This window comes from Salmonella sp. A29-2 (assembly GCF_020150755.1).
Lineage (GTDB): Bacteria > Pseudomonadota > Gammaproteobacteria > Enterobacterales > Enterobacteriaceae > Salmonella > Salmonella enterica.
In genome coordinates, this window is record NZ_CP083731.1 from 1,983,512 (window position 1) to 2,007,490 (window position 23,979).

Sequence of the window (23,979 nt, forward strand, 5' to 3'; positions counted from 1 at the left end):
TTTGCCTTGCCTTCGCGTTAATCGCCCGACTGCGCATCCTGTCATAGTCAACAGCGGAAGGATGATGTCGTGCTTATCTTATTAGGTTACCTGGTGGTTATCGGTACAGTTTTCGGCGGTTATGTCATGACCGGCGGACACCTTGGGGCACTCTATCAACCTGCTGAACTGGTCATCATTGGCGGCGCGGGGATAGGGGCGTTCATTGTCGGCAACAACGGGAAGGCCATCAAAGGCACGATGAAAGCGATCCCGTTGTTATTTCGTCGTTCGAAATACACGAAATCTATGTACATGGATTTGCTGGCGTTGCTCTATCGCCTGATGGCCAAATCACGCCAGCAGGGGATGTTCTCCCTTGAACGCGATATTGAAAATCCGAAAGAGAGTGAAATCTTCGCCAGTTATCCGCGTATTCTGGCCGATGCGGTAATGCTTGATTTTATTGTCGATTATCTGCGCCTGATCATCAGCGGCAACATGAATACGTTCGAAATTGAAGCGTTGATGGATGAAGAGATTGAAACCCATGAAAGCGAGGCGGAAGTCCCGGCCAACAGTCTGGCGATGGTGGGGGATTCGCTGCCTGCCTTTGGTATCGTCGCGGCGGTAATGGGGGTGGTTCACGCTCTGGCTTCAGCCGATCGTCCGGCAGCGGAGTTGGGGGCGCTGATTGCCCATGCCATGGTAGGTACGTTCCTCGGTATTTTACTGGCTTATGGATTCATTTCACCGTTAGCGACCGTTTTGCGCCAGAAGAGCGCCGAAACCACCAAGATGATGCAGTGCGTAAAAATTACACTGCTGTCTAATCTGAACGGCTATGCGCCGCCGATTGCCGTGGAATTTGGTCGTAAAACGCTTTATTCCAGTGAGCGTCCATCGTTTATTGAGTTGGAAGAACACGTTCGCGCAGTGAGAAACCCAAACCAGCAGCAGACGACTGAGGAAGCATGAAAAATCAGGCTCATCCCATTGTCGTCGTAAAACGCCGCAGGCACAAACCGCACGGCGGCGGGGCGCACGGTTCCTGGAAAATTGCCTACGCCGATTTTATGACGGCGATGATGGCTTTTTTTCTGGTGATGTGGCTGATTTCCATCTCCAGCCCTAAAGAATTAATTCAGATTGCCGAATATTTTCGTACGCCGTTGGCCACCGCGGTAACGGGGGGAAATCGGATTGCCAATAGCGAGAGCCCGATACCAGGCGGCGGCGATGATTACACCCAACAGCAGGGTGAAGTGGAAAAGCAGCCGAATATCGACGAGCTGAAAAAACGGATGGAGCAGAGTCGGTTAAACAAACTGCGCGGCGATCTGGATCAACTGATCGAATCCGATCCCAAACTGCGCGCGTTACGTCCGCATCTGAAAATTGATTTAGTTCAGGAGGGGTTGCGCATCCAGATTATCGACAGCCAGAACCGCCCGATGTTTAAAACCGGCAGCGCCGAAGTTGAGCCGTATATGCGCGATATCCTGCGTGCGATTGCGCCAGTGTTAAACGGTATACCTAATCGCATTAGCCTGGCCGGCCATACCGATGACTTTCCCTACGCGAACGGCGAAAAAGGCTATAGCAACTGGGAGTTATCCGCCGATCGCGCCAATGCCTCGCGTCGCGAACTGGTCGCTGGCGGGCTGGATAACGGAAAAGTATTACGGGTGGTTGGCATGGCCGCCACGATGCGGCTGAGCGATCGCGGTCCTGATGACGCCATCAACCGCCGTATAAGCCTGCTGGTGTTAAACAAACAGGCGGAACAGGCCATTTTGCATGAAAACGCTGAAAGCCAGAATGAGCCGGTAAGTGTATTACAACAGCCTGCGGCAGCCCCGCCGGCAAGCGTACCCACATCGCCAAAAGCGGAACCGAGGTGATAGCGTGAGCATGGATATTAGCGATTTTTATCAGACATTTTTTGATGAAGCTGACGAGCTGTTGGCTGATATGGAGCAGCATCTGCTGGATTTGGTGCCGGAATCCCCGGACGCTGAACAACTGAACGCCATTTTTCGCGCGGCGCACTCCATTAAAGGCGGAGCGGGCACATTCGGCTTCACTATTCTGCAGGAAACCACACATTTAATGGAAAACCTGCTGGATGAAGCCCGACGCGGTGAAATGCAGCTCAATACCGACATTATCAACCTGTTTTTGGAAACGAAAGATATTATGCAGGAACAGCTCGACGCCTATAAAAACTCCGAAGAGCCGGATGCCGCAAGCTTCGAATATATCTGCAATGCGCTACGCCAGTTGGCGCTGGAGGCGAAAGGCGAAACCACGCCAGCGGTCGTAGAAACCGCGGCACTAAGCGCGGCGATCCAGGAAGAGAGCGTAGCCGAAACCGAATCGCCTCGTGACGAGAGTAAACTGCGCATTGTACTTTCACGGTTGAAAGCCAATGAGGTCGATCTGCTTGAAGAAGAGTTGGGCAATCTGGCTACTCTGACGGATGTCGTCAAGGGGGCGGATTCACTGTCGGCAACTCTGGATGGCAGCGTCGCGGAAGATGACATTGTCGCGGTGCTCTGTTTTGTCATCGAGGCCGATCAGATCGCTTTTGAAAAAGTGGTCACCGCGCCGGTTGAAAAAGCGCAAGAGAAAACCGAGGTAGCACCGGTAGCGTCTCCGGCAGTCGTTGCGCCAGCCGCCAAAAGCGCGGCCCATGAACATCATGCGGGGCGTGAAAAACCTGCGCGTGAACGCGAGTCCACCAGCATTCGCGTGGCGGTAGAGAAAGTAGATCAGCTCATAAACCTGGTCGGCGAGTTAGTGATTACCCAGTCAATGTTGGCCCAGCGTTCTAACGAGCTGGACCCGGTAAACCACGGCGATCTCATTACCAGTATGGGTCAGTTACAACGTAACGCCCGCGACTTACAAGAGTCGGTGATGTCGATTCGTATGATGCCTATGGAGTACGTCTTCAGCCGTTTCCCGCGTCTGGTACGCGATTTAGCGGGCAAACTGGGCAAGCAGGTAGAGCTGACGCTGGTGGGGAGCTCCACTGAACTTGATAAAAGCCTGATCGAACGCATTATCGACCCGCTGACGCACCTGGTGCGCAACAGTCTCGACCACGGGATTGAAATGCCGGAAAAACGCCTTGAGGCGGGGAAAAATGCTGTCGGCAACCTGATTCTTTCCGCAGAACATCAGGGCGGGAATATTTGTATTGAAGTGACCGATGACGGCGCGGGGCTTAACCGTGAGCGTATCCTGGCGAAGGCCATGTCGCAGGGGATGGCGGTGAATGAAAACATGACCGACGATGAAGTAGGCATGTTGATCTTCGCGCCGGGATTCTCAACTGCGGAACAGGTCACGGATGTCTCCGGTCGCGGCGTTGGCATGGATGTGGTGAAACGTAACATTCAGGAGATGGGCGGTCACGTTGAGATCCAGTCAAAACAAGGCTCCGGCACCACGATTCGTATTCTGCTGCCGCTGACGCTGGCCATCCTCGATGGGATGTCGGTTCGCGTGGCGGGGGAAGTTTTTATCCTGCCGTTGAATGCGGTGATGGAGTCGCTGCAACCGCGTGAAGAGGATCTTCATCCGCTGGCGGGCGGCGAACGGGTTCTGGAAGTTCGCGGCGAGTATTTGCCGCTGGTCGAATTGTGGAAAGTGTTTGACGTGGACGGGGCGAAAACCGAAGCCACGCAGGGCATTGTTGTGATCCTGCAAAGCGCGGGACGCCGTTACGCGCTGCTGGTCGATCAGCTCATCGGTCAGCACCAGGTGGTGGTCAAAAATCTGGAAAGCAATTATCGCAAGGTACCGGGGATTTCCGCCGCGACGATCCTGGGCGACGGCAGCGTCGCGCTGATTGTTGATGTTTCCGCATTGCAGGGTTTAAACCGCGAACAACGTATGGCGATCACAGCCGCCTGATTGAGTGAGAAGGGAATAATATGACCGGTATGAGTAATGTAAGCAAACTGGCCGGCGAGCCGTCAGGTCAGGAATTCCTGGTGTTTACACTGGGAAATGAAGAGTACGGCATCGATATCCTGAAAGTGCAGGAGATCCGTGGCTATGACCAGGTGACGCGCATCGCCAATACACCGGCCTTTATAAAAGGGGTAACTAACCTGCGCGGCGTGATTGTCCCCATTGTCGATCTGCGCGTGAAATTCTGCGAAGGCGACGTTGAGTACGATGACAATACGGTAGTGATCGTACTGAATCTGGGGCAACGCGTCGTCGGGATAGTGGTAGACGGCGTGTCTGACGTACTGTCGTTAACGGCGGAACAGATCCGTCCGGCGCCAGAATTTGCCGTGACCTTGTCAACAGAATATTTGACGGGATTGGGCGCGCTCGGCGAGCGTATGCTGATTCTGGTGAATATCGAAAAACTGCTTAACAGCGAAGAGATGGCGCTGCTGGATATCGCAGCATCACACGTCGCGTAATAACGTTGCCGGATGGCGTCGCGCCATTCGGCAATATTCACCGTTATGCTTCCACCAACGGTGAGAGTGCCTCTTCACCGCCCGCGCCCAGCCCCTGCATTTTGCGCCGACATCGCCGCTGCGACACTGTTATTGTCAATATCGTCTTCCGGAACAGCGTATTTCCTTTTTGCAAAAGTAAAGTTATCACCGCAGGTGCCGATAACGTTGATAACTCGTTATCAGGAAGGTGCCTTATGTTTAACCGTATCCGCGTTGTCACAATGCTGATGATGGTGCTGGGGGTTTTCGCACTGCTACAGCTTGTTTCCGGTGGTTTGCTGTTTTCTTCATTACAGCATAACCAGCAAGGTTTTGTTATTTCTAACGAATTACGCCAGCAACAAAGCGAACTCACGTCGACATGGGACTTAATGCTGCAAACGCGCATTAACCTGAGCCGCTCCGCCGCACGCATGATGATGGACGCTTCTAACCAGCAGAGCAGCGCCAAAACGGATTTACTCCAGAATGCAAAAACGACCCTCGCACAGGCGGCGGCGCACTACGCCAATTTCAAAAACATGACGCCATTGCCAGCGATGGCGGAGGCCAGCGCGAACGTCGATGAAAAATATCAGCGCTATCAGGCCGCATTAACCGAACTTATTCAGTTTCTGGACAATGGCAATATGGATGCCTACTTCGCCCAGCCAACCCAGGGAATGCAAAACGCGTTGGGCGAGGCGCTGGGCAATTACGCCCGGGTGAGCGAAAACCTGTACCGCCAGACATTTGATCAAAGCGCTCATGACTACCGTTTTGCGCAATGGCAACTGGGGGGGCTTGCGGTCGTGCTGGTGCTGATTTTGATGGTGGTTTGGTTCGGCATTCGTCATGCCCTGCTTAACCCATTAGCGCGAGTGATTACTCATATCCGTGAAATTGCCAGCGGCGATCTGACGAAAACGCTCACTGTCTCAGGACGTAATGAAATTGGCGAACTGGCGGGAACGGTTGAACATATGCAACGCTCGCTGATTGACACCGTGACGCAGGTTCGTGAAGGTTCGGATGCGATTTATTCCGGCACCAGTGAAATTGCCGCCGGTAATACCGACCTCTCTTCCCGTACCGAACAACAAGCCTCCGCTCTGGAGGAGACGGCGGCCAGCATGGAACAACTGACGGCCACCGTGAAGCAAAACGCCGATAATGCCCGTCAGGCTTCGCAACTGGCGCAAAGCGCCTCCGAGACCGCGCGTCATGGCGGCAAAGTGGTCGACGGCGTAGTAAACACCATGCACGAAATTGCCGACAGTTCGAAAAAAATCGCTGACATTATCAGCGTTATCGACGGTATTGCCTTCCAGACTAACATTCTGGCGCTGAACGCGGCGGTAGAAGCGGCGCGCGCGGGAGAGCAGGGGCGCGGTTTTGCGGTCGTGGCAGGCGAGGTGCGTAATCTGGCCAGCCGCAGTGCCCAGGCGGCGAAAGAAATAAAAGCGTTGATTGAAGATTCCGTCTCGCGTGTCGATACCGGTTCAGTGCTGGTGGAAAGCGCCGGGGAAACCATGACTGACATCGTCAATGCCGTTACGCGCGTCACGGATATCATGGGCGAAATCGCCTCCGCCTCGGATGAGCAAAGCCGGGGTATCGATCAGGTCGCTTTGGCCGTTTCCGAAATGGATCGCGTAACGCAACAGAACGCCTCGCTGGTTCAGGAATCCGCCGCCGCCGCCGCCGCGCTGGAAGAGCAGGCCAGCCGTCTGACCCAGGCGGTATCGGCTTTCCGCCTGGCATCGCGACCGCTGGCGGTAAATAAACCTGAGATGCGTTTGTCAGTGGACGCTCAGTCCGGCAATACGCCGCGGCCCTTAGCCGCCGGGGATGATGCGAACTGGGAAACCTTCTGATCGACGTGCGCTGTGTGCTGTCGGTTATCGATTAATTTGCGAACCCGCCGATCCCTTTCGTCTGGTTCGCATAGATAAAAGCAAAAAATGTGTAATACGGGAAGCATGGCGCTGCCGCAGGGCGCGCCCGTTGTACTTTGAATGTGATTAAGAAGGCGCTATGACATCATCTCTGCCCTCCGGGCAAACGTCAGTATTGTTACAGATGACACAGCGCCTCGCGCTGTCCGACGCGCATTTTCGTCGGATATGTCAATTAATCTACCAGCGCGCAGGGATCGTGCTGGCCGACCATAAGCGGGATATGGTTTATAACCGCCTGGTCCGTCGGCTGCGTGCCCTGGGACTGGATGATTTTGGCCGTTATCTCAGTATGCTGGAGGCTAATCAAAACAGCGCTGAGTGGCAGGCTTTTATCAACGCTCTGACTACCAACCTGACCGCCTTTTTTCGCGAGGCGCACCATTTTCCCATCCTTGCGGAACATGCGCGTCGCCGCCACGGCGAGTATCGCGTCTGGAGTGCGGCGGCATCGACAGGAGAAGAACCTTACAGTATCGCCATTACGCTGGCGGATGCGTTAGGGATGGCCCCCGGTCGCTGGAAAGTATTCGCCAGCGATATTGATACTGAAGTGCTGGAAAAAGCGAGAAGCGGTATTTATCGCCTCAGCGAACTGAAAACGTTATCGCCGCAGCAGCTACAACGTTACTTCATGCGCGGTACGGGGCCGCATGAAGGACTGGTGCGCGTGCGTCAGGAACTGGCCAATTATGTTGAGTTTTCCTCCGTTAATTTGTTGGAAAAGCAGTACAACGTACCCGGTCCCTTTGACGCGATTTTTTGCCGTAACGTCATGATCTATTTTGATAAAACGACTCAGGAGGACATTCTGCGCCGTTTTGTTCCACTCCTTAAACCTGACGGACTGTTGTTTGCCGGTCACTCAGAAAACTTTAGCAACCTCGTGCGCGAGTTTAGCCTGCGCGGACAGACGGTGTATGCGCTAAGTAAGGATAAAGCATGAGTAAAATCAGGGTATTGTCAGTTGATGATTCCGCGCTAATGCGCCAAATCATGACTGAAATTATTAATAGCCATAGCGATATGGAGATGGTGGCGACTGCGCCGGACCCGTTGGTCGCCAGGGATCTCATCAAAAAATTTAATCCGGACGTATTGACCCTGGACGTTGAGATGCCGCGTATGGACGGCCTCGATTTTCTGGAAAAACTGATGCGCCTGCGACCGATGCCGGTGGTGATGGTCTCTTCGCTGACCGGTAAAGGTTCCGAAGTGACGCTACGGGCGCTGGAGTTGGGGGCCATCGATTTTGTCACTAAACCGCAGCTTGGCATTCGTGAAGGTATGCTGGCGTATAGCGAGATGATCGCCGAAAAAGTGCGTACCGCCGCGCGGGCCCGCATCGCCGCACATAAACCGATGGCGGCCCCGACAACCTTAAAAGCCGGTCCGCTGCTCAGTTCGGAAAAACTGATTGCTATCGGCGCTTCAACGGGCGGTACTGAAGCTATCCGACATGTGCTGCAACCGCTGCCGCTTTCCAGTCCGGCAGTGATTATTACGCAGCATATGCCGCCTGGCTTTACCCGCTCGTTTGCCGAGCGTCTGAATAAACTCTGTCAAATCAGCGTGAAGGAGGCCGAGGACGGCGAACGCGTATTGCCAGGTCATGCCTACATTGCGCCCGGCGACAAGCATATGGAGCTGGCGCGTAGCGGGGCGAATTATCAAATCAAAATTCATGATGGCCCGCCGGTAAACCGGCATCGGCCTTCCGTGGATGTGCTGTTTCATTCGGTGGCGAAACACGCGGGGCGCAACGCCGTAGGCGTCATTCTTACGGGGATGGGCAACGATGGCGCCGCTGGAATGTTAGCGATGTACCAGGCTGGCGCCTGGACCATTGCGCAAAACGAAGCAAGTTGTGTGGTGTTCGGCATGCCGCGCGAGGCCATCAATATGGGTGGCGTAAGCGAAGTGGTCGATCTTAGCCAGGTAAGCCAGCAGATGCTGGCGAAAATCAGTGCCGGACAGGCGATACGTATTTGAACCAGGAGTAGTATTTTATGGCGGATAAAGAGCTTAAATTTTTGGTTGTGGATGACTTTTCGACCATGCGTCGTATCGTGCGCAACCTCTTAAAAGAGCTTGGATTTAACAATGTGGAAGAGGCCGAAGACGGCGTCGATGCGCTGAACAAGCTCCAGGCGGGCGGCTTTGGTTTTATTATCTCCGACTGGAACATGCCGAACATGGATGGCCTGGAGCTGCTGAAAACCATTCGCGCCGATAGCGCCATGTCGGCGTTACCCGTGTTGATGGTCACGGCGGAAGCCAAAAAAGAGAATATTATCGCCGCCGCACAGGCTGGCGCCAGCGGTTATGTCGTAAAACCGTTCACCGCAGCGACTCTGGAAGAGAAGCTCAACAAAATCTTTGAGAAACTGGGCATGTGAGGATGCGATGATGATGCAACCATCTATCAAGCCTGCTGATGAAGGCTCAGCAGGAGACATCATTGCGCGCATCGGTAGTCTGACCCGAATGCTGCGCGACAGCCTGCGTGAACTGGGGCTGGACCAGGCGATTGCCGAAGCGGCGGAGGCGATCCCTGATGCGCGCGACCGTCTGGATTATGTCGTCCAGATGACGGCGCAGGCGGCGGAACGCGCGCTAAACAGTGTCGAAGCCTCGCAGCCGCATCAGGATGCGATGGAAAAAGAGGCGAAAGCGCTAACCCAACGTTGGGACGAGTGGTTTGACAATCCGATCGAGCTTTCCGACGCCCGTGAACTGGTGACGGATACGCGCCAGTTTCTCAGGGATGTCCCGGGCCATACCAGCTTTACTAACGCGCAACTGCTGGACATCATGATGGCGCAGGATTTCCAGGATCTGACGGGTCAGGTGATCAAACGCATGATGGACGTGATTCAGGAGATTGAGCGCCAGTTGTTAATGGTGCTGCTGGAAAACATCCCGGAACAGAGCGCGCGACCAAAACGCGAGAACGAAAGCTTACTCAACGGCCCGCAGGTGGATACTTCGAAAGCTGGCGTCGTTGCCAGTCAGGATCAGGTGGACGACCTGCTGGACAGTCTTGGCTTTTAAGCTTTTTTGACCTGATGGCGCGGCGCTTATCGGGTCCGAATCCGTCAACCAGGCCGGATACGAGACTTTCTTATCGTATCCGGCTATCTCTATTAACGCCATAAACCCCGCCTTTTTTACCGCTTACTCTGCCCATTGGCGTAAAGCGGTTCTGGCATCATTCTCGCTTATCAATCTATCCAGGGTTTGCTGCGTGGCAGAAGAGAGCGACGACGACAAAACAGAAGCCCCCACACCCCACCGACTTGAAAAAGCGCGGGAAGAAGGGCAGATCCCCCGTTCCAGAGAACTAACCTCACTGCTGATATTGCTGGTGGGCGTTTGTATTATTTGGTTCGGCGGCGAGTCGTTAGCGCGGCAGCTGGCGGGAATGCTCTCAGCAGGCCTGCACTTCGATCACCGTATGGTGAACGATCCTAACCTGATCCTGGGGCAGATAATTTTGCTGATTAAAGCGGCGATGATGGCGCTGCTACCGCTCATCGCGGGCGTGGTGCTGGTGGCGCTTATCTCGCCGGTTATGCTTGGCGGCCTGATTTTTAGCGGTAAGTCGCTACAGCCAAAATTTTCTAAATTAAACCCGCTGCCGGGAATTAAGCGCATGTTTTCGGCGCAGACCGGCGCGGAACTGCTAAAAGCGGTGTTGAAATCCACGCTGGTCGGCTGCGTTACCGGCTTTTATCTCTGGCATCACTGGCCGCAAATGATGCGCCTGATGGCGGAGTCGCCGATCGTCGCAATGGGGAATGCGTTGGATCTGGTTGGACTCTGCGCGTTACTGGTGGTACTGGGCGTGATTCCGATGGTGGGATTTGACGTGTTTTTCCAGATCTTTAGCCACCTGAAAAAATTACGCATGTCGCGGCAGGACATTCGCGACGAATTTAAAGAGAGCGAAGGCGATCCGCATGTTAAGGGCAAAATTCGCCAGATGCAACGCGCCGCCGCGCAGCGCCGCATGATGGAAGATGTGCCGAAAGCGGACGTCATTGTCACTAACCCGACGCACTATTCCGTGGCGCTGCAGTATGACGAAAACAAAATGAGCGCGCCGAAAGTGGTCGCGAAGGGGGCTGGATTAATAGCGCTGCGCATTCGCGAGATCGGCGCTGAACATCGGGTTCCCACTTTAGAAGCGCCGCCGCTGGCGCGGGCACTATATCGCCACGCCGAAATTGGTCAGCAAATTCCCGGGCAGTTATATGCTGCCGTTGCGGAAGTGTTGGCCTGGGTCTGGCAGCTTAAACGCTGGCGGCTTGCGGGCGGGCAACGTCCTCCACAACCTGAGAACCTTCCGGTGCCAGAAGCGCTGGATTTTATGAACGAGAAGAATACTGATGGCTAATCTGGTCGCGATGCTGCGCCTGCCCAGCAACCTGAAATCGACGCAATGGCAAATTCTTGCCGGGCCGATCCTCATTCTGCTGATTTTGTCGATGATGGTGCTGCCGCTACCTGCTTTTATCCTCGACTTATTGTTTACCTTTAATATTGCGCTATCAATTATGGTGCTGCTGGTGGCGATGTTTACCCAGCGTACTCTGGATTTTGCCGCGTTTCCGACCATTCTGCTGTTTACCACGCTACTGCGTCTGGCGCTTAACGTTGCCTCAACGCGCATTATTTTGATGGAAGGGCATACCGGCGCGGCGGCGGCGGGAAAGGTGGTAGAGGCGTTCGGTCATTTCCTGGTCGGCGGTAACTTCGCGATCGGGATTGTGGTTTTTATCATCCTCGTCATTATCAACTTCATGGTCATCACCAAAGGCGCCGGACGTATTGCCGAAGTCGGCGCGCGCTTTGTGCTGGACGGTATGCCCGGCAAGCAAATGGCGATTGACGCCGATCTTAATGCCGGTCTGATTGGTGAAGACGAGGCCAAAAAACGGCGTTCGGAAGTCACTCAGGAAGCCGACTTCTACGGCTCGATGGACGGGGCAAGTAAATTTGTACGCGGCGACGCCATCGCCGGTATTCTCATCATGGTCATTAACGTGGTCGGCGGGCTGCTGGTCGGCGTATTGCAGCACGGAATGAGCATGGGCAGCGCGGCGGAAAGCTACACCCTGCTGACCATTGGCGACGGCCTGGTCGCCCAGATCCCGGCGCTGGTTATCTCCACGGCGGCGGGCGTCATTGTGACCCGCGTCAGTACCGATCAGGATGTAGGCGAGCAGATGGTTGGCCAACTGTTCAGTAATCCAAGGGTAATGCTGCTGGCGGCGGCGGTGCTGGGGCTGCTTGGCATGGTACCAGGAATGCCTAACCTGGTATTTTTACTCTTTACCGCCGCTTTGCTCGGCCTGGCATGGTGGCTGCGCGGGCGTGAAGAAAAAGCGCCGGAGGAGCCGCAGCCGGTAAAAATGCCGGAAAATAACTCGGTGGTCGAAGCCACCTGGAATGACGTACAGCTTGAGGATTCACTGGGAATGGAAGTGGGCTACCGCCTGATCCCGATGGTGGATTTTCAACAGGATGGCGAATTGCTCGGACGTATTCGCAGTATTCGTAAAAAATTCGCGCAGGATATGGGGTTCCTGCCGCCGGTTGTCCATATTCGCGACAATATGGATTTACAGCCTGCGCGCTACCGTATTTTGATGAAAGGGGTAGAGATTGGCAGCGGGGACGCCTATCCGGGACGCTGGCTGGCTATTAACCCTGGCACGGCGGCGGGAACGCTACCGGGCGAGAAAACCGTCGATCCAGCTTTTGGCCTTGATGCCATCTGGATTGAAAGCGCCCTGAAAGAGCAGGCGCAAATTCAGGGCTTTACCGTTGTTGAAGCCAGTACCGTTGTGGCGACGCACCTTAACCACTTGATTGGCCAATTCTCCGCCGAACTGTTTGGCCGCCAGGAAGCGCAGCAACTGTTGGATCGTGTCTCTCAGGAGATGCCTAAACTCACGGAAGATCTGGTCCCCGGCGTCGTGACCCTCACGACTTTACATAAAGTCCTGCAAAACTTACTGGCGGAAAAAGTCCCGATTCGCGATATGCGCACCATTCTGGAAACGCTGGCGGAACATGCGCCGTTACAAAGCGATCCGCATGAATTAACCGCCGTGGTACGCGTGGCATTAGGACGAGCGATTACGCAACAGTGGTTCCCCGGTAATGAAGAAGTGCAGGTGATTGGCCTGGATACCGCGCTGGAGCGTTTGCTGCTTCAGGCATTGCAGGGCGGCGGTGGACTTGAGCCGGGGTTGGCGGATCGCCTGCTGGCGCAGACGCAAGAGGCGCTTTCTCGCCAGGAAATGCTTGGCGCGCCGCCGGTATTGCTGGTTAACCATGCGCTACGTCCATTATTGTCCCGCTTTTTGCGGCGCAGTTTACCGCAGCTGGTGGTGTTGTCGAACCTTGAGCTTTCCGATAACCGTCATATCCGCATGACGGCGACCATTGGAGGAAAATAATGCGTAAATGGCTGGCGTTGTTGCTCTTTCCCCTGACGGTTCAGGCCGCAGGCGAAGGCGCGTGGCAGGATAGCGGTATGGGCGTAACCTTAAATTACCGGGGCGTTTCCGCATCGTCTTCGCCATTGTCGGCGCGTCAGCCGGTTTCCGGTGTGATGACGTTGGTCGCCTGGCGTTATGAACTGAATGGCCCGACCCCCGCGGGCTTACGGGTACGTTTATGTTCCCAGTCCCGTTGCGTAGAACTTGATGGTCAGAGTGGCACGACCCACGGTTTTGCTCATGTTCCCGCAGTCGAGCCGCTCCGCTTTGTCTGGGAAGTCCCCGGCGGCGGCCGGCTTATCCCGGCGTTAAAAGTGCGGAGCAATCAGGTGATTGTGAACTACCGCTAACCGCCCCTTTCTTTGCCAGGTAGCAGACCTGACTCTCTTTTTGAATAAATAGAAACGCTGTTTTATAAAATGGTGAGGTAGGTTGCCGGACTCTTTGCGTTTTTGCCATTTACGCTCTGGCAATGGCAGAAACAAAAAGGTTTCCGCCCAGCTTAGCTTTTACTGTAGCGAATCGACTGCGTCGGCGGTAAAACTGCACGCAGCACTGAATTCGACATTACACAGAGGTTAAGCAAATGATGGTTTATCCAGTCAAACACAGTCCGCTATTGCGTCAGCCTGAGCATTTTATCGCCAGAGATGAACTAAAAGCCCTGGTGCAAAAGGTGACGCATAACCTGGTCAATATTAAAGATGAGACAGGCGAATTTTTATTGCGACTGGACGACGGACGCGTGATCGATACTAAAGGCTGGGCCGGATGGGAGTGGACGCACGGCGTGGGCCTGTACGGAATGTATCACTATTACCAACAGACCGGCGACCAGACGATGCGTAAGATCATTGATGACTGGTTTGCCGATCGTTTTGCGGAAGGCGCGACGACGAAAAACGTTAATACGATGGCGCCGTTTTTAACGCTGGCGTATCGCTATGAAGAGACGCGTAATCCAGCGTATTTACCGTGGCTGGAAACGTGGGCCGAATGGGCGATGAATGAAATGCCCCGAACCGATCACGGCGGAATGCAGCACATCACGCTGGCGGAGGAAAATCATCAGCAGATGTGGGACGACACGCTAATGATGACGGTGCTGCCGCTGGCGAAAATCGGTAAACTGTTGAACCGGCCGGAATACGTGGAAGAGGCAACCTATCAGTTCCTGCTACACGTGCAAAATTTGATGGATAAAGAGACGGGGCTGTGGTTCCACGGCTGGAGCTATGACGGTCATCATAACTTCGCTAACGCTCGCTGGGCGCGCGGCAACAGTTGGCTGACCATTGTGATCCCGGATTTTCTTGAACTGCTGGACTTGCCGGAAAATAATGCCGTGCGCCGTTACCTGGTCCAGGTACTGAATGCGCAGATCGCCGCGCTGGCGAAATGTCAGGATGAAAGCGGTTTGTGGCATACGCTGCTTGACGATCCGCACTCTTATCTTGAGGCGTCGGCGACGGCGGGTTTTGCCTACGGTATTCTTAAAGCGGTGCGCAAACGTTATGTCGAACGGCACTATGCGCAGGTGGCGGAAAAAGCTATCCGGGGGATAGTGAAACATATCTCGCCGGAAGGCGAACTGCTGCAAACGTCATTTGGCACTGGCATGGGCCACGATCTCGATTTTTACCGTCATATTCCGTTGACCTCTATGCCTTACGGGCAGGCGATGGCAATGCTGTGTTTGACGGAATATCTGCGTAACTATTTCTGATGTATGCAGATATTCCGGTCGTATCCTTGTCTGATGGCGCTTTGCTTATTTGACTATGGCGCCTGACCCGGCTGTGTGGTATCAGCCTGTGGATCAAACAGGTGGTCAAGGATTTTTCGCATGATGGGCGCGGCGGTAACGCCGTCGCTTCCGCCGTTTTCCAGAATCAAGGCAATAGCGACCTTAGGGTTTTTATACGGTGCAAAAGCGGTATAAAACACATGATCGCGCAGGCGAATGGGGATCATTTTCGCGTTGTAGGTCTGATTTTCTTTCAGGCTAAACACCTGCGACGTGCCGCTTTTGGCCGCAATGCCGTAGGGCGCGGTGTGAAAGAACTTATAGCCCGTTCCGTTGGGTGCATTCGCCATGCCGTACATCGCCTGACGCACCAGTCCCCAGTATGGCGACGCCGGATCGGCTATCTGTGCCGGTGTTCCTGAAGGACGATACGGAACCACCGTTTTGCCGCTCTCTTCATTGAGTAACAGGTGAGGGGCAATCACCTTACCGTTGTTGATGAGCGCCACCATCGCTTTTACCATCTGGATGGGGGTGGCAATCCAGTAACCCTGGCCGATGCCGACAGAAATGGTATCGCCCTGATACCAGGCTTTTTTATGGACCCGCTGTTTCCATGCGCGGCTGGGAAGCAGCCCGTCATACTCTTCATTAAGGTCGATACCCGTCGGTTTGCCATAGCCGAACTGAGACAACATCGTGTCGATACGGTCAATACCCATCATATAAGCGACCTGATAGAAAAAGGTATCCGCAGATTCCTCAATCGCTTTAGTGACATCCAGCATACCGTGTCCGGTTTTTTTCCAGTCCCGGTAATGACGCTGCGTGCCGGGAAGCGTCCAGGTTGGCGCGCCAAAGAAGGTGGTTTGCGGCGTAATAATCCCGCATAACAGCGCGGACATCGCCATATAGGGTTTAACCGTTGACGCCGGGGGATAAAGCCCTTGCGTCACGCGGTTGATCAGCGGCAGATTTTTATCGTGCAGCAGTTTGCCGTAATCCTGATAGCTAATGCCTTTTACAAAGGGGTTCGGGTCGTAGCTGGGCATAGATACCATCGCCAGCACTGAACCATCGTGCGGATCTTCAACCAGTACGGCAGCACGCTGCCCGGCCAGCAAACTTTCAATGTACTCTTGTAAATGGAGATCCAGCGTCAGGTGAATGTTCTTACCCGCGATGGGAGGAACGTCTTTCAGCAGGCGGACAATACGCCCGTGATTATCCACCTCGACCTCCTGATAGCCGGTTTTACCATGAAGATCGTTTTCGTAGTAACGCTCAATCCCCTGTTTACCGATGTTATGGTCCGCCGCGTAATTCTCTGCCAGCCCTTTTTTATCCAGCGCTTTAAGGTCGTTATCGTTTATCTTTGACACGTAACCGAGAACATGCGCCAGCTCCGCGCCGTAAGGATACTGCCGATCCTGATAGCTATTGATCGTGACGCCGTTGAAATGAAACTGATTGACCGCAAAGCGTGCGATTTCAACATCCGTTAGCGCGTTTTTGAGCACCACCGGACGATAGCGGCTACTGGATTTTAGCGCATGGCGAAAGTCGGCGATATCATCGGGGGAGAGATCAACAATAGGGGTGAGCTGTTTTAGCAGAGCATCCATATCGGCAATTTTATAGGGCGTAACCGCGATATCATACCAGGTTACGTTACGCACCAGCGGAATGCCGTTGCGATCGTAAATGATGCCGCGCGTGGGCGCGACGGGTAGCATCTTGATATCGTTCTCATTCGAACGGGTGGTGTAGTAGTGGTGCTGACGGATTTGCAAGTTATAGAGGTTGAAGATCAGGATACCAAAGCAGATAACCACGACACCAAACGCCACAATCACACGTCTCAGGAAGAGTTTCTCTTCCGCATCAAAGTCTTTAAAAGTCATTACCTGTACCTGAACAATCCGCCGCCTAATGATACGGGGCGGTCAGCGCCAGCACAGGTAAAAGATGTTCCATCTCTCTATAGAAATGTGTCATTCCTTGTGATTTGTTACAGATATACCGCTGTGGCAATAAAAAGGCCTGAGTCCGTTACCCGGAGTCAGGCCTGATGATGTTAACGACGGCGCGTTTACATGCGTTCTACGGTTTCGATACCCAGCGTATCCAGACCCAGTTTCAGCGTCTTCGCCGTCAGTTGCGCCAGTTTTAGGCGGCTATTGCGAACCGCGTCATTCTCGGCGCTGAGAATAGGGCAGTGCTCGTAGAAGCCGGAGAACAGCCCGGCGACGTCATACAGATACGCGCACATGACGTGCGGCGTACCTTCACGCGCGACCACCGTCAGGGTTTCTTCAAACTGCAGCAGACGGGCAGCGAGTTGCGCTTCGCGATCTTCGCTAATGATAACCGGCGCGCTCGCCAGCGCCTGCTCGTCGATGTCCGCTTTACGGAAAACAGACAACACACGCGTATAGGCATACTGCATATAAGGTGCGGTATTGCCTTCGAAAGCCAACATATTATCCCAGTCGAAGATATAGTCAGTGGTGCGGTTTTTTGACAAATCGGCGTATTTCACCGCGCCAATACCGACGGCGTTAGCCAGTTTTTCCAGCTCGTCAGCCGGCATATCCGGGTTCTTCTCCGCCACCAGACGACGCGCGCGCTCCAGCGCCTCATCCAGCAGGTCCGCCAGTTTCACCGTACCGCCCGCGCGAGTTTTAAACGGTTTACCGTCTTTACCCAACATCATGCCGAACATGTGGTGTTCCAGCGGAACGGAATCCGGCACATAACCGGCTTTGCGCACAATGGTCCAGGCTTGCATCAGGTGCTGGTGCTGACGGGAGTCAATGTAGTAGAGCACGCGGTCGGCGTGCAGCGTTTCGTAACGGTATTTGGCGCAGGCGATATCGGTAGTGGTATACAGATAACCGCCATCTTTCTTCTGAATAATGACGCCCATCGGGTCGCCTTCCTTGTTTTTAAACTCATCAAGGAAAACCACCGTTGCGCCTTCGCTTTCAACCGCCAGGCCTTTGGCTTTCAGATCGGCGACGATGCCCGGCAGCATCGGATTATACAGACTTTCGCCCATCACATCGTCACGCGTCAGAGTGACGTTCAGACGATCATAGGTGATCTGGTTTTGCGTCATCGTGATATCAACCAGCTTACGCCACATCTCACGGAAATAGGTATCACCGCTCTGCAATTTGACGACGTAGTTACGCGCGCGCTCGGCAAACGCTTCATCTTCGTCATAATGCTTTTTCGCATCGCGGTAAAATCCTTCGAGATCCGCCAGCGCCATGTCGCCCGCGTTTTCCTGCTGCTGTTTTTCCAGCCAGGCGATAAGCATACCGAACTGGGTACCCCAGTCGCCGACGTGGTTAGCGCGAATAACATGATGGCCCAGAAACTCCAGCGTGCGTACTGCCGCATCGCCGATAATCGTGGAGCGTAGATGACCGACGTGCATCTCTTTCGCGACGTTGGGCGCGGAGTAGTCGACGACAATCGTCTGACGAGTCGGCTGAGAAACGCCCAGACGATCGGAGGCCAGCGCCTGTTGCACCTGTTCAGCGAGAAAAGCCGGTTCGAGGAAAATATTGATAAAGCCAGGGCCGGCGATTTCAACCTTGCTGGCGATGCCGCTGAGATCCAGATGAGTCAGCACCTGCTCTGCAAGTTGTCGGGGGGCCATACCCAGTTTTTTCGCAACTGCCATCATGCCGTTGGCCTGATAGTCGCCGAACTGAACTTTGGCTGACTGACGAACCTGGGGCTCGCAATCTGCAGGCGCGCCTGCAGCAATCATGGCCTGACTAACTTTTTCTGAGAGAAGAGCCTGAATATTCACCGGAATACCTTACGTTTATGAAGCGGGCTGTATTGCCCGCGCCAGTTTAAGAATTAGGGCGGGAGTATACTGCAAATGCCCGTTGGCGTCAGCATTGCGCGCGCGGCGCGTCGCCTGAAATATACGCAACAATAATCTGCATAAGCATTCAATAAACGCCCAATCAAATCAAAGGTTGGTTGCCGGGGCGCAACAGCGTAAATTAGCGGTTTTCACAGCAAGAAGAGCGTCCTGATATGGCGAACTGGCAACACATTGATGAACTGCATGATATTTCCGCAGATTTACCGCGATTCACTCTGGCGTTCAGAGAACTTTCCACTCGCCTTGGTCTGCAGATTAGCGCCCTTGAGGCCGATCACATTTCATTGCGCTGTCACCAGAATACGACGGCGGAGCGTTGGCGTCGCGGTTTTGAACAATGCGGCGAGCTACTGTCGGAAAATATCATCAACGGCAGGCCGATTTGTCTGTTTAAACTGCATGAACCGGTATGTGTGGAACACTGGCGGTTTTCTGTTATTGAATTACCGTGGCCAGGAGAAAAACGCTATCCACACGAAGGGTGGGAGCATATTGAAATCGTGCTGCCCGGCGAGCCGGAGACCTTGAATGCGAGGGCCCTGGCGTTGTTGTCGGATGAGGGGCTTAGTCAGCCGGGGATCGTGGTTAAAACCAGTTCGCCACAGGGCGAGCATGAACGTTTGCCAAACCCTACGCTGGCCGTGACCGATGGCCGCGTCACGGTAAAATTTCATCCATGGTCGATTGAAGCGATTGTCGCCAGCGAACAGGCGGCCCATTAACCTGCCGAGCGGAGTGAATATGGCGTTACTTGAGATCTGTTGTTACAGCATGGAATGCGCGCTCACCGCGCAGCGAAACGGTGCGGATCGTATCGAACTGTGCGCCGCGCCGAAAGAAGGGGGGCTTACGCCTTCGCTGGGCGTCTTACGCAGCGTACGCGAGCATATTACGATTCCCGTACATCCTATTATTCGTCCTCGCGGCGGGGATTTTTACTACACTGACGGCGAATTTGCCGCCATGCTGGAAGATATCCGCCTCGTCAGAGAGTTGGGTTTTCCCGGGCTGGTTACTGGCGTGTTGACCGTTGATGGGGATGTCGATATGTCGCGAATGGAAAAAATAATGGCGGCGGCCGGACCGCTGGCGGTGACATTCCACCGCGCCTTCGATATGTGCGCTAATCCCTTCAATGCGCTAAAGAATCTGGCTGACGCAGGCGTAGCAAGAGTACTGACTTCCGGGCAAAAAGCCGATGCGGCGCAAGGTTTATCAATAATTATGGAACTTATTGCCCAGGGGGATGCTCCAATCATTATGGCTGGTGCGGGGGTTCGTGCAAATAACCTGCAGAATTTCCTCGATGCCGGAGTACGGGAAGTACACAGTTCCGCCGGAGTCTTACTGCCTTCGCCGATGCGCTATCGCAATCAGGGGTTATCGATGTCTGCCGATATACAGGCGGACGAGTATTCTCGCTATAGGGTAGAGGGTGCGGCGGTCGCTGAAATGAAAGGAATCATTGTTCGCCATCAGGCCAAATGATTTTTACCGTTGCATCATGTCGCCCAATATGATGCTTGCTCGTACCAGGCCCCTGCCAATTCAACAGGGGCCTTTTTTTCTCCTTCATATTTCAAGCCGCAGCAGCGTTGGCCGCCTCGCGCACCCCGGTCACGTAACTACCTACGTTCCCGGGGATTTGCTGCGTTGCCGCCTTGCTGCAACTTGAACTATTTTGGAGAAACGGTGCTATACGTAACGATCATTCGACAATCCATCACGGTTTACGCGCAATCAGCACCGCGCGCTGCGGGGCGGGATAGCCTTCCACCGTCTTGCTGCGATCGTTCGGGTCGAGGAAATCGGCCAGCGACTCGGTAACCATCCATTCGGTACGGCGCTGCTCTTCGGTGGTAGTGACGCAAACGTCAGCGATACGCACATCAACAAAGCCGCATTTTTCCAGCCATTTTTTTAATGCCGGCGCGGAAGGAATAAAATAGACGTTACGCATCTGCGCGTAGCGGTCACCCGGCACCAAAACGGTATTTTCGTCGCCGTCGATGACCAGCGTTTCCAGTACCAGTTCACCCTCGTTGACCAACTGATCTTTTAACTGCCACAGATGTTCCAGCGGCGAGCGACGGTGATAAAGCACCCCCATCGAGAAGACGGTATCAAATGCTTTCAGTGCCGGGAGTTGTTCAATGCCCAACGGCAGCAGATGCGCGCGCTGATCGTTACCCAACAGTTTACGCACCGCCTCAAACTGGCAGAGGAAAAGCTGTGTAGGATCGATGCCGACCGCCAGATGTGCGCCCGCGCCAATCATCCGCCACAGGTGATAGCCGCTGCCGCAGCCGACATCAAGGATCGTCCGGCCGGTTAAATCTGACAGATGCGGCAGTACGCGATCCCACTTCCAGTCTGAGCGCCATTCGGTATCAATATCTACGCCATAAAGCGAGAACGGGCCTTTACGCCACGGCATCAGATTACGCAGCAATGTATCAATACGCTTTAGCTGACCTTCGCTGAGCGGCGTTTCGCTTTCCGCCGTGACGCTGTGCAGTAAATCCAGCCGCCAGGGCGTAATTTCCGGTAAAAATTCTACCGCGTTCGACCACTGTTTAAACAAGCCATGCTGCTGCTCGCGTTGCCAGGCGGCAATCTGCGCGGGCAATGTTTCCAGCCAGTGGGAGAGATGATTTTTAGCAATGAGCTGATAAAAGTTACCAAACTCGATCATGCGGCAACTCCGGCTTTTAACGCGACAAGCGACCCGAAATTAAAGCACTGGAACCACAGTTCGCTGTGTTCGAAACCCGCCTGACGCAGGCGCGCTTTATGTGTTTCCACCGAGTCGGTGAGCATCACGTTTTCCAGCATACTGCGCTTCTGGCTGATCTCCAGTTCGCTGTACCCATTAGCGCGTTTAAAATCGTGGTGCATGTTGAATAACAGCTCGCCCACTTTCGCGTCTTCAAAGCTAAATTTTTCCGACAGTACCAGCGCGCCGCCGGGATTCAACCCCAGGTAAATCTTATCCAGCAATGCCTGGCGTTCGGCAGGTTCAAGGAATTGCAGGGTAAAATTCAGCACCACCATCGAGGCGTTTTCAATAGTGATATCGCGGATATCGCCTTCAACAACTTCAACCGGCGTAGGCGCTTTATATGCATCAATATGGCGGCGGCAGCGTTCAATCATGGCCGGGGAGTTATCGACGGCGATAATGCGACAATGCTCATGGCGGATATTACGCCGAACAGACAGCGTCGCGGCGCCCAGCGAGCAGCCCAGATCGTAGACCTGCGTGTTCGGCTGCACAAAGCGTTCAGCCAACATGCCGATCATGGAGATGATGTTGGAGTAGCCTGGTACCGAACGCTGAATCATGTCGGGGAAAACTTCGGCTACTCGTTCATCAAAAGTCCAGTCGCCGAGACGGGCGATAGGCGCAGAAAAAAGCGTGTCGCGGTGAGACATAACGTATACATCCGGGAAAAATAAAGGCGCATATTGTGCGCTAATACAGGGAGAAAACCAACTCCCAGGGCATATACCACAGGTTTGCCAGCACCATCAGCAACAATGCGCACCAGGTCGCGCTCATCCCCGCCCGCCGCCAGCGGAACAGGCGGTGGTGAAAACCGTAATAATGCATCAGCCGACCGGCGATTAAAATGATGCCGCAGATATGCACCATCCACGTTTCGGCGCCGTTCATTTCCATAAACAGCAGCAGCACCAGCGCGACAGGAATATATTCCACCGCGTTGCCATGAATACGGATGGCGCTTTGCAATTCGCTAAAACCGCCGTCGCCATAGGCGACACGGTACTGCATTCGCAAGCGAACGACATTAAAAGAGAACTTCATTAATAATAACGCACCCAAAACGGCATACAGCGCGCTTACCATACAAACTCCCTTTTAAAATGGCTGATGGCACTGTCTATGATAGGGGGCATTTTCAGAAAAGAGAAGATTGCTGTGGAATGGACGGAGCAGTGCCGATTTCCGGTAAGACGCTGCGTAAATCATGCCAAAGCGTATTCACCAGTTCCGGCGCCTGCGCGATATCCGGAGTATGTAAAAACAGAAAAGGCGTGGTGGTCTGCCGCCACTGCGGGAGTTTCTGCAACCAGGCGGCGAAAAACTCACGGTTTTGCGCCATATTATCGCTACCGATAAAACGCACCATCGGATGGCTGGCCGTCACGACTGCATGTACCGGAACTTTGGGTTTTTTTCGCTGCGCGTCGCGGACGGCCTCGCTGTGGGGATGGGCGGCATGTACCGGACGACTATCCAGGATCACGCGGTTTACGCCGCGCGCGTGTAACCCGCGATTGAGCCGCTGTTCATCCTCACCTTTGTCAAAAAAACACGGATGACGAACTTCTACGCCATAGGTAAACGTGGCGGGGAGCGCATCAAGAAACTGCCATAAGGCGGGGAGATCGCGCGGTCCAAAGGCGGCGGGCAACTGCAGCCAGTATTGGCCAATACGCGTTTCCAGCGGCGCCAGGCGGGTAAAAAACGCCTGTACCAGATCGTCGCAATGACGCAGCGCGGCCTGGTGAGAAATAGTGGCGGGAAATTTAAAGCAAAAACGGAAATCGTCCGTAGTTTGCGCATACCAGCGCTCGACAATTTCCGCTTTCGGCAGCGCGTAAAGCGTGGTGTTGCCCTCCACGCAATTAAAGTGGCGGGCATACTCTTCCAGACTGGTGATGCCGAGCCGCGCCCATTTCGGGTGCGACCATTGCGGCAAGCCAATGTAGATCATAAGGCGTTTAAAATATCCTCTACGCTGCGTACCCGGCCAATGCGCGGGAAAATATGCGTCATACTGCTCTGATGCTGCTCACTGCTGGCGGCGCTACAGGCATCTTCGGCAATAATAAGGTTAAATCCCAACTCCCAGGCGTTACGCGCTGTGGATTCGACGCCGATATTGGTTGAGATTCCGCACAATATGATGGTGTCGATACCCCGGCGGCGAAGCTGTAATTCCAGGTCGGTGCCGTAAAACGCGCCCCACTGGCGTTTAGTCACTTCCAGATCGCTGTCCTTTTTACCCAATGCCGTAGGCCAGGTCCACCAGTTTTCCGGCAACGCGTGCGCAGGCGTTGCGGCATCCACCGGCTGTTTTAACGCTTCGGCATAATCATCAGACCATCCAACGCGTACCATAACCACGGGCGAGCCGTTGGCGCGACACTTTTCCGCCAGCCGCGCGGCGCGGGCGACCACCTCATTTGCCGTATACGGGCCGCCGGCAAACGGAAGAATTCCTTCCTGTAAATCAATAACCACCAGGGCGGTTGTGGTCGCGTTGAGTTTCAGCATGATAATCACTCTCCTAAAAATAGCGGATTTCACTACACCTTAAGCGCGATTAAAGAGGAAAGCGGCGACAAATATTGTTAATTTTTGTGAGCATACGCA

At 54.2% G+C, this 23,979-nt stretch carries 22 protein-coding genes; 15 read left to right on the top strand and 7 right to left on the bottom strand.

What is annotated here, in order from left to right; all coding sequences use genetic code 11:
• Positions 1-69 precede the first annotated feature (69 nt).
• The 13 genes from motA to K8W53_RS09725 all read left to right on the top strand — a co-directional run bounded on the left by motA (position 70) and on the right by K8W53_RS09725 (position 14,644).
• Positions 70-957, top strand: a complete 888-nt coding sequence (gene motA, locus K8W53_RS09665; protein WP_000906312.1) for a flagellar motor stator protein MotA — start codon at positions 70-72, stop codon at positions 955-957.
• Complete coding sequence (motB, locus tag K8W53_RS09670; RefSeq protein WP_000795653.1) at positions 954-1,883, top strand: flagellar motor protein MotB; 930 nt, start codon at positions 954-956, stop codon at positions 1,881-1,883. Before motA ends, motB begins: the two co-directional genes overlap by 4 nt.
• A gap of 4 nt (positions 1,884-1,887) precedes the next feature.
• On the top strand, positions 1,888-3,903 hold the full coding sequence (gene cheA, locus K8W53_RS09675) for a chemotaxis protein CheA (RefSeq protein ID WP_000061306.1): 2,016 nt from the start codon (positions 1,888-1,890) through the stop codon (positions 3,901-3,903).
• A 20-nt stretch (positions 3,904-3,923) separates the two neighbouring features.
• On the top strand, positions 3,924-4,427 hold the full coding sequence (gene cheW / locus K8W53_RS09680; RefSeq protein WP_000147295.1) for a chemotaxis protein CheW: 504 nt from the start codon (positions 3,924-3,926) through the stop codon (positions 4,425-4,427).
• A 236-nt stretch (positions 4,428-4,663) separates the two neighbouring features.
• Positions 4,664-6,325 (top strand): methyl-accepting chemotaxis protein II, encoded by a 1,662-nt coding sequence (gene tar, locus K8W53_RS09685; protein ID WP_023208331.1) that lies wholly within the window; start codon positions 4,664-4,666, stop codon positions 6,323-6,325.
• 160 nt (positions 6,326-6,485) lie between these two features.
• The gene (gene cheR, locus K8W53_RS09690) at positions 6,486-7,352 is read left to right on the top strand and encodes a protein-glutamate O-methyltransferase CheR (RefSeq protein WP_000204362.1); all 867 of its coding nucleotides are present in this window, start codon (positions 6,486-6,488) and stop codon (positions 7,350-7,352) included.
• Positions 7,349-8,398 carry a protein-glutamate methylesterase/protein glutamine deamidase gene (cheB, locus tag K8W53_RS09695; RefSeq protein WP_000036392.1) on the top strand — a complete coding sequence of 350 codons (1,050 nt, stop codon included), beginning with the start codon at positions 7,349-7,351 and terminating at the stop codon, positions 8,396-8,398. The genes cheR and cheB overlap by 4 nt, the downstream gene beginning before the upstream one ends.
• Positions 8,399-8,415: 17 nt before the next feature.
• Positions 8,416-8,805 (top strand): chemotaxis response regulator CheY, encoded by a 390-nt coding sequence (gene cheY / locus K8W53_RS09700; protein WP_000763861.1) that lies wholly within the window; start codon positions 8,416-8,418, stop codon positions 8,803-8,805.
• A 10-nt stretch (positions 8,806-8,815) separates the two neighbouring features.
• Complete coding sequence (gene cheZ, locus K8W53_RS09705; RefSeq protein WP_000983586.1) at positions 8,816-9,460, top strand: protein phosphatase CheZ; 645 nt, start codon at positions 8,816-8,818, stop codon at positions 9,458-9,460.
• A 193-nt stretch (positions 9,461-9,653) separates the two neighbouring features.
• Positions 9,654-10,805, top strand: coding sequence for a flagellar biosynthesis protein FlhB (gene flhB, locus K8W53_RS09710; protein ID WP_000797081.1), 1,152 nt, complete (start codon positions 9,654-9,656; stop codon positions 10,803-10,805).
• Entirely contained in the window at positions 10,798-12,876 is a 2,079-nt protein-coding gene (gene flhA / locus K8W53_RS09715; protein ID WP_000002392.1) for a flagellar biosynthesis protein FlhA, read from the top strand. The genes flhB and flhA overlap by 8 nt, the downstream gene beginning before the upstream one ends.
• Positions 12,876-13,268 carry a flagellar protein FlhE gene (flhE, locus tag K8W53_RS09720; RefSeq protein WP_001233619.1) on the top strand — a complete coding sequence of 131 codons (393 nt, stop codon included), beginning with the start codon at positions 12,876-12,878 and terminating at the stop codon, positions 13,266-13,268. Before flhA ends, flhE begins: the two co-directional genes overlap by 1 nt.
• A 236-nt stretch (positions 13,269-13,504) precedes the next feature.
• Positions 13,505-14,644: a glycoside hydrolase family 105 protein gene (locus tag K8W53_RS09725; protein WP_000989908.1), complete on the top strand. Its 1,140-nt coding sequence runs from the start codon at positions 13,505-13,507 to the stop codon at positions 14,642-14,644.
• A gap of 53 nt (positions 14,645-14,697) precedes the next feature.
• Here the strand turns inward: K8W53_RS09725 and mrdA are convergent, their stop codons facing one another.
• Positions 14,698-16,569: a penicillin-binding protein 2 gene (gene mrdA / locus K8W53_RS09730; protein WP_052939404.1), complete on the bottom strand. Its 1,872-nt coding sequence runs from the start codon at positions 16,567-16,569 to the stop codon at positions 14,698-14,700.
• Between the two features lie 188 nt (positions 16,570-16,757).
• Positions 16,758-18,491: an arginine--tRNA ligase gene (argS, locus tag K8W53_RS09735; RefSeq protein ID WP_001025360.1), complete on the bottom strand. Its 1,734-nt coding sequence runs from the start codon at positions 18,489-18,491 to the stop codon at positions 16,758-16,760.
• Between the two features lie 236 nt (positions 18,492-18,727).
• On the opposite strand from argS, the gene K8W53_RS09740 reads away from it, so the two are divergent.
• Positions 18,728-19,297 (top strand): VOC family protein, encoded by a 570-nt coding sequence (locus tag K8W53_RS09740; RefSeq protein ID WP_000024796.1) that lies wholly within the window; start codon positions 18,728-18,730, stop codon positions 19,295-19,297.
• A gap of 19 nt (positions 19,298-19,316) precedes the next feature.
• Positions 19,317-20,063 carry a copper homeostasis protein CutC gene (cutC, locus tag K8W53_RS09745; protein WP_001185779.1) on the top strand — a complete coding sequence of 249 codons (747 nt, stop codon included), beginning with the start codon at positions 19,317-19,319 and terminating at the stop codon, positions 20,061-20,063.
• A 235-nt stretch (positions 20,064-20,298) separates the two neighbouring features.
• Here cutC and cmoB read toward each other — a convergent pair whose 3' ends face one another.
• Genes cmoB through K8W53_RS09770 form a run of 5 tightly spaced genes read right to left on the bottom strand, consistent with a single transcriptional unit; the run spans position 20,299 to position 23,880 of the window.
• Entirely contained in the window at positions 20,299-21,270 is a 972-nt protein-coding gene (gene cmoB, locus K8W53_RS09750) for a tRNA 5-methoxyuridine(34)/uridine 5-oxyacetic acid(34) synthase CmoB (protein ID WP_000569024.1), read from the bottom strand.
• Positions 21,267-22,010, bottom strand: a complete 744-nt coding sequence (gene cmoA, locus K8W53_RS09755; protein WP_000019609.1) for a carboxy-S-adenosyl-L-methionine synthase CmoA — start codon at positions 22,008-22,010, stop codon at positions 21,267-21,269. Before cmoA ends, cmoB begins: the two co-directional genes overlap by 4 nt.
• Before the next feature lie 40 nt (positions 22,011-22,050).
• Positions 22,051-22,446 carry an MAPEG family protein gene (locus tag K8W53_RS09760; protein WP_000252975.1) on the bottom strand — a complete coding sequence of 132 codons (396 nt, stop codon included), beginning with the start codon at positions 22,444-22,446 and terminating at the stop codon, positions 22,051-22,053.
• 52 nt (positions 22,447-22,498) lie between these two features.
• Complete coding sequence (locus tag K8W53_RS09765) at positions 22,499-23,317, bottom strand: DUF72 domain-containing protein (protein ID WP_000639238.1); 819 nt, start codon at positions 23,315-23,317, stop codon at positions 22,499-22,501.
• Positions 23,314-23,880, bottom strand: a complete 567-nt coding sequence (locus tag K8W53_RS09770; protein WP_000916144.1) for a hydrolase — start codon at positions 23,878-23,880, stop codon at positions 23,314-23,316. The genes K8W53_RS09765 and K8W53_RS09770 overlap by 4 nt, the downstream gene beginning before the upstream one ends.
• Positions 23,881-23,979: the final 99 nt, after the last annotated feature.

What these genes read in the sequence shown, in the direction of transcription:
- motB (WP_000795653.1), top strand. Translation starts at nt 954, where the DNA reads ATGAAAAATCAGGCTCATCCCATTGTCGTCGTAAAACGCCGCAGGCAC.
- cheW (WP_000147295.1), top strand. Translation starts at nt 3,924, where the DNA reads ATGACCGGTATGAGTAATGTAAGCAAACTGGCCGGCGAGCCGTCAGGT.
- tar (WP_023208331.1), top strand. Translation starts at nt 4,664, where the DNA reads ATGTTTAACCGTATCCGCGTTGTCACAATGCTGATGATGGTGCTGGGG.
- cheR (WP_000204362.1), top strand. Translation starts at nt 6,486, where the DNA reads ATGACATCATCTCTGCCCTCCGGGCAAACGTCAGTATTGTTACAGATG.
- cheB (WP_000036392.1), top strand. Translation starts at nt 7,349, where the DNA reads ATGAGTAAAATCAGGGTATTGTCAGTTGATGATTCCGCGCTAATGCGC.
- cheY (WP_000763861.1), top strand. Translation starts at nt 8,416, where the DNA reads ATGGCGGATAAAGAGCTTAAATTTTTGGTTGTGGATGACTTTTCGACC.
- cheZ (WP_000983586.1), top strand. Translation starts at nt 8,816, where the DNA reads ATGATGCAACCATCTATCAAGCCTGCTGATGAAGGCTCAGCAGGAGAC.
- flhA (WP_000002392.1), top strand. Translation starts at nt 10,798, where the DNA reads ATGGCTAATCTGGTCGCGATGCTGCGCCTGCCCAGCAACCTGAAATCG.
- flhE (WP_001233619.1), top strand. Translation starts at nt 12,876, where the DNA reads ATGCGTAAATGGCTGGCGTTGTTGCTCTTTCCCCTGACGGTTCAGGCC.
- K8W53_RS09725 (WP_000989908.1), top strand. Translation starts at nt 13,505, where the DNA reads ATGATGGTTTATCCAGTCAAACACAGTCCGCTATTGCGTCAGCCTGAG.
- mrdA (WP_052939404.1), bottom strand. Translation starts at nt 16,569, where the DNA reads ATGACTTTTAAAGACTTTGATGCGGAAGAGAAACTCTTCCTGAGACGT.
- K8W53_RS09740 (WP_000024796.1), top strand. Translation starts at nt 18,728, where the DNA reads ATGGCGAACTGGCAACACATTGATGAACTGCATGATATTTCCGCAGAT.
- cutC (WP_001185779.1), top strand. Translation starts at nt 19,317, where the DNA reads ATGGCGTTACTTGAGATCTGTTGTTACAGCATGGAATGCGCGCTCACC.
- cmoB (WP_000569024.1), bottom strand. Translation starts at nt 21,270, where the DNA reads ATGATCGAGTTTGGTAACTTTTATCAGCTCATTGCTAAAAATCATCTC.
- cmoA (WP_000019609.1), bottom strand. Translation starts at nt 22,010, where the DNA reads ATGTCTCACCGCGACACGCTTTTTTCTGCGCCTATCGCCCGTCTCGGC.
- K8W53_RS09760 (WP_000252975.1), bottom strand. Translation starts at nt 22,446, where the DNA reads ATGGTAAGCGCGCTGTATGCCGTTTTGGGTGCGTTATTATTAATGAAG.
- K8W53_RS09765 (WP_000639238.1), bottom strand. Translation starts at nt 23,317, where the DNA reads ATGATCTACATTGGCTTGCCGCAATGGTCGCACCCGAAATGGGCGCGG.
- K8W53_RS09770 (WP_000916144.1), bottom strand. Translation starts at nt 23,880, where the DNA reads ATGCTGAAACTCAACGCGACCACAACCGCCCTGGTGGTTATTGATTTA.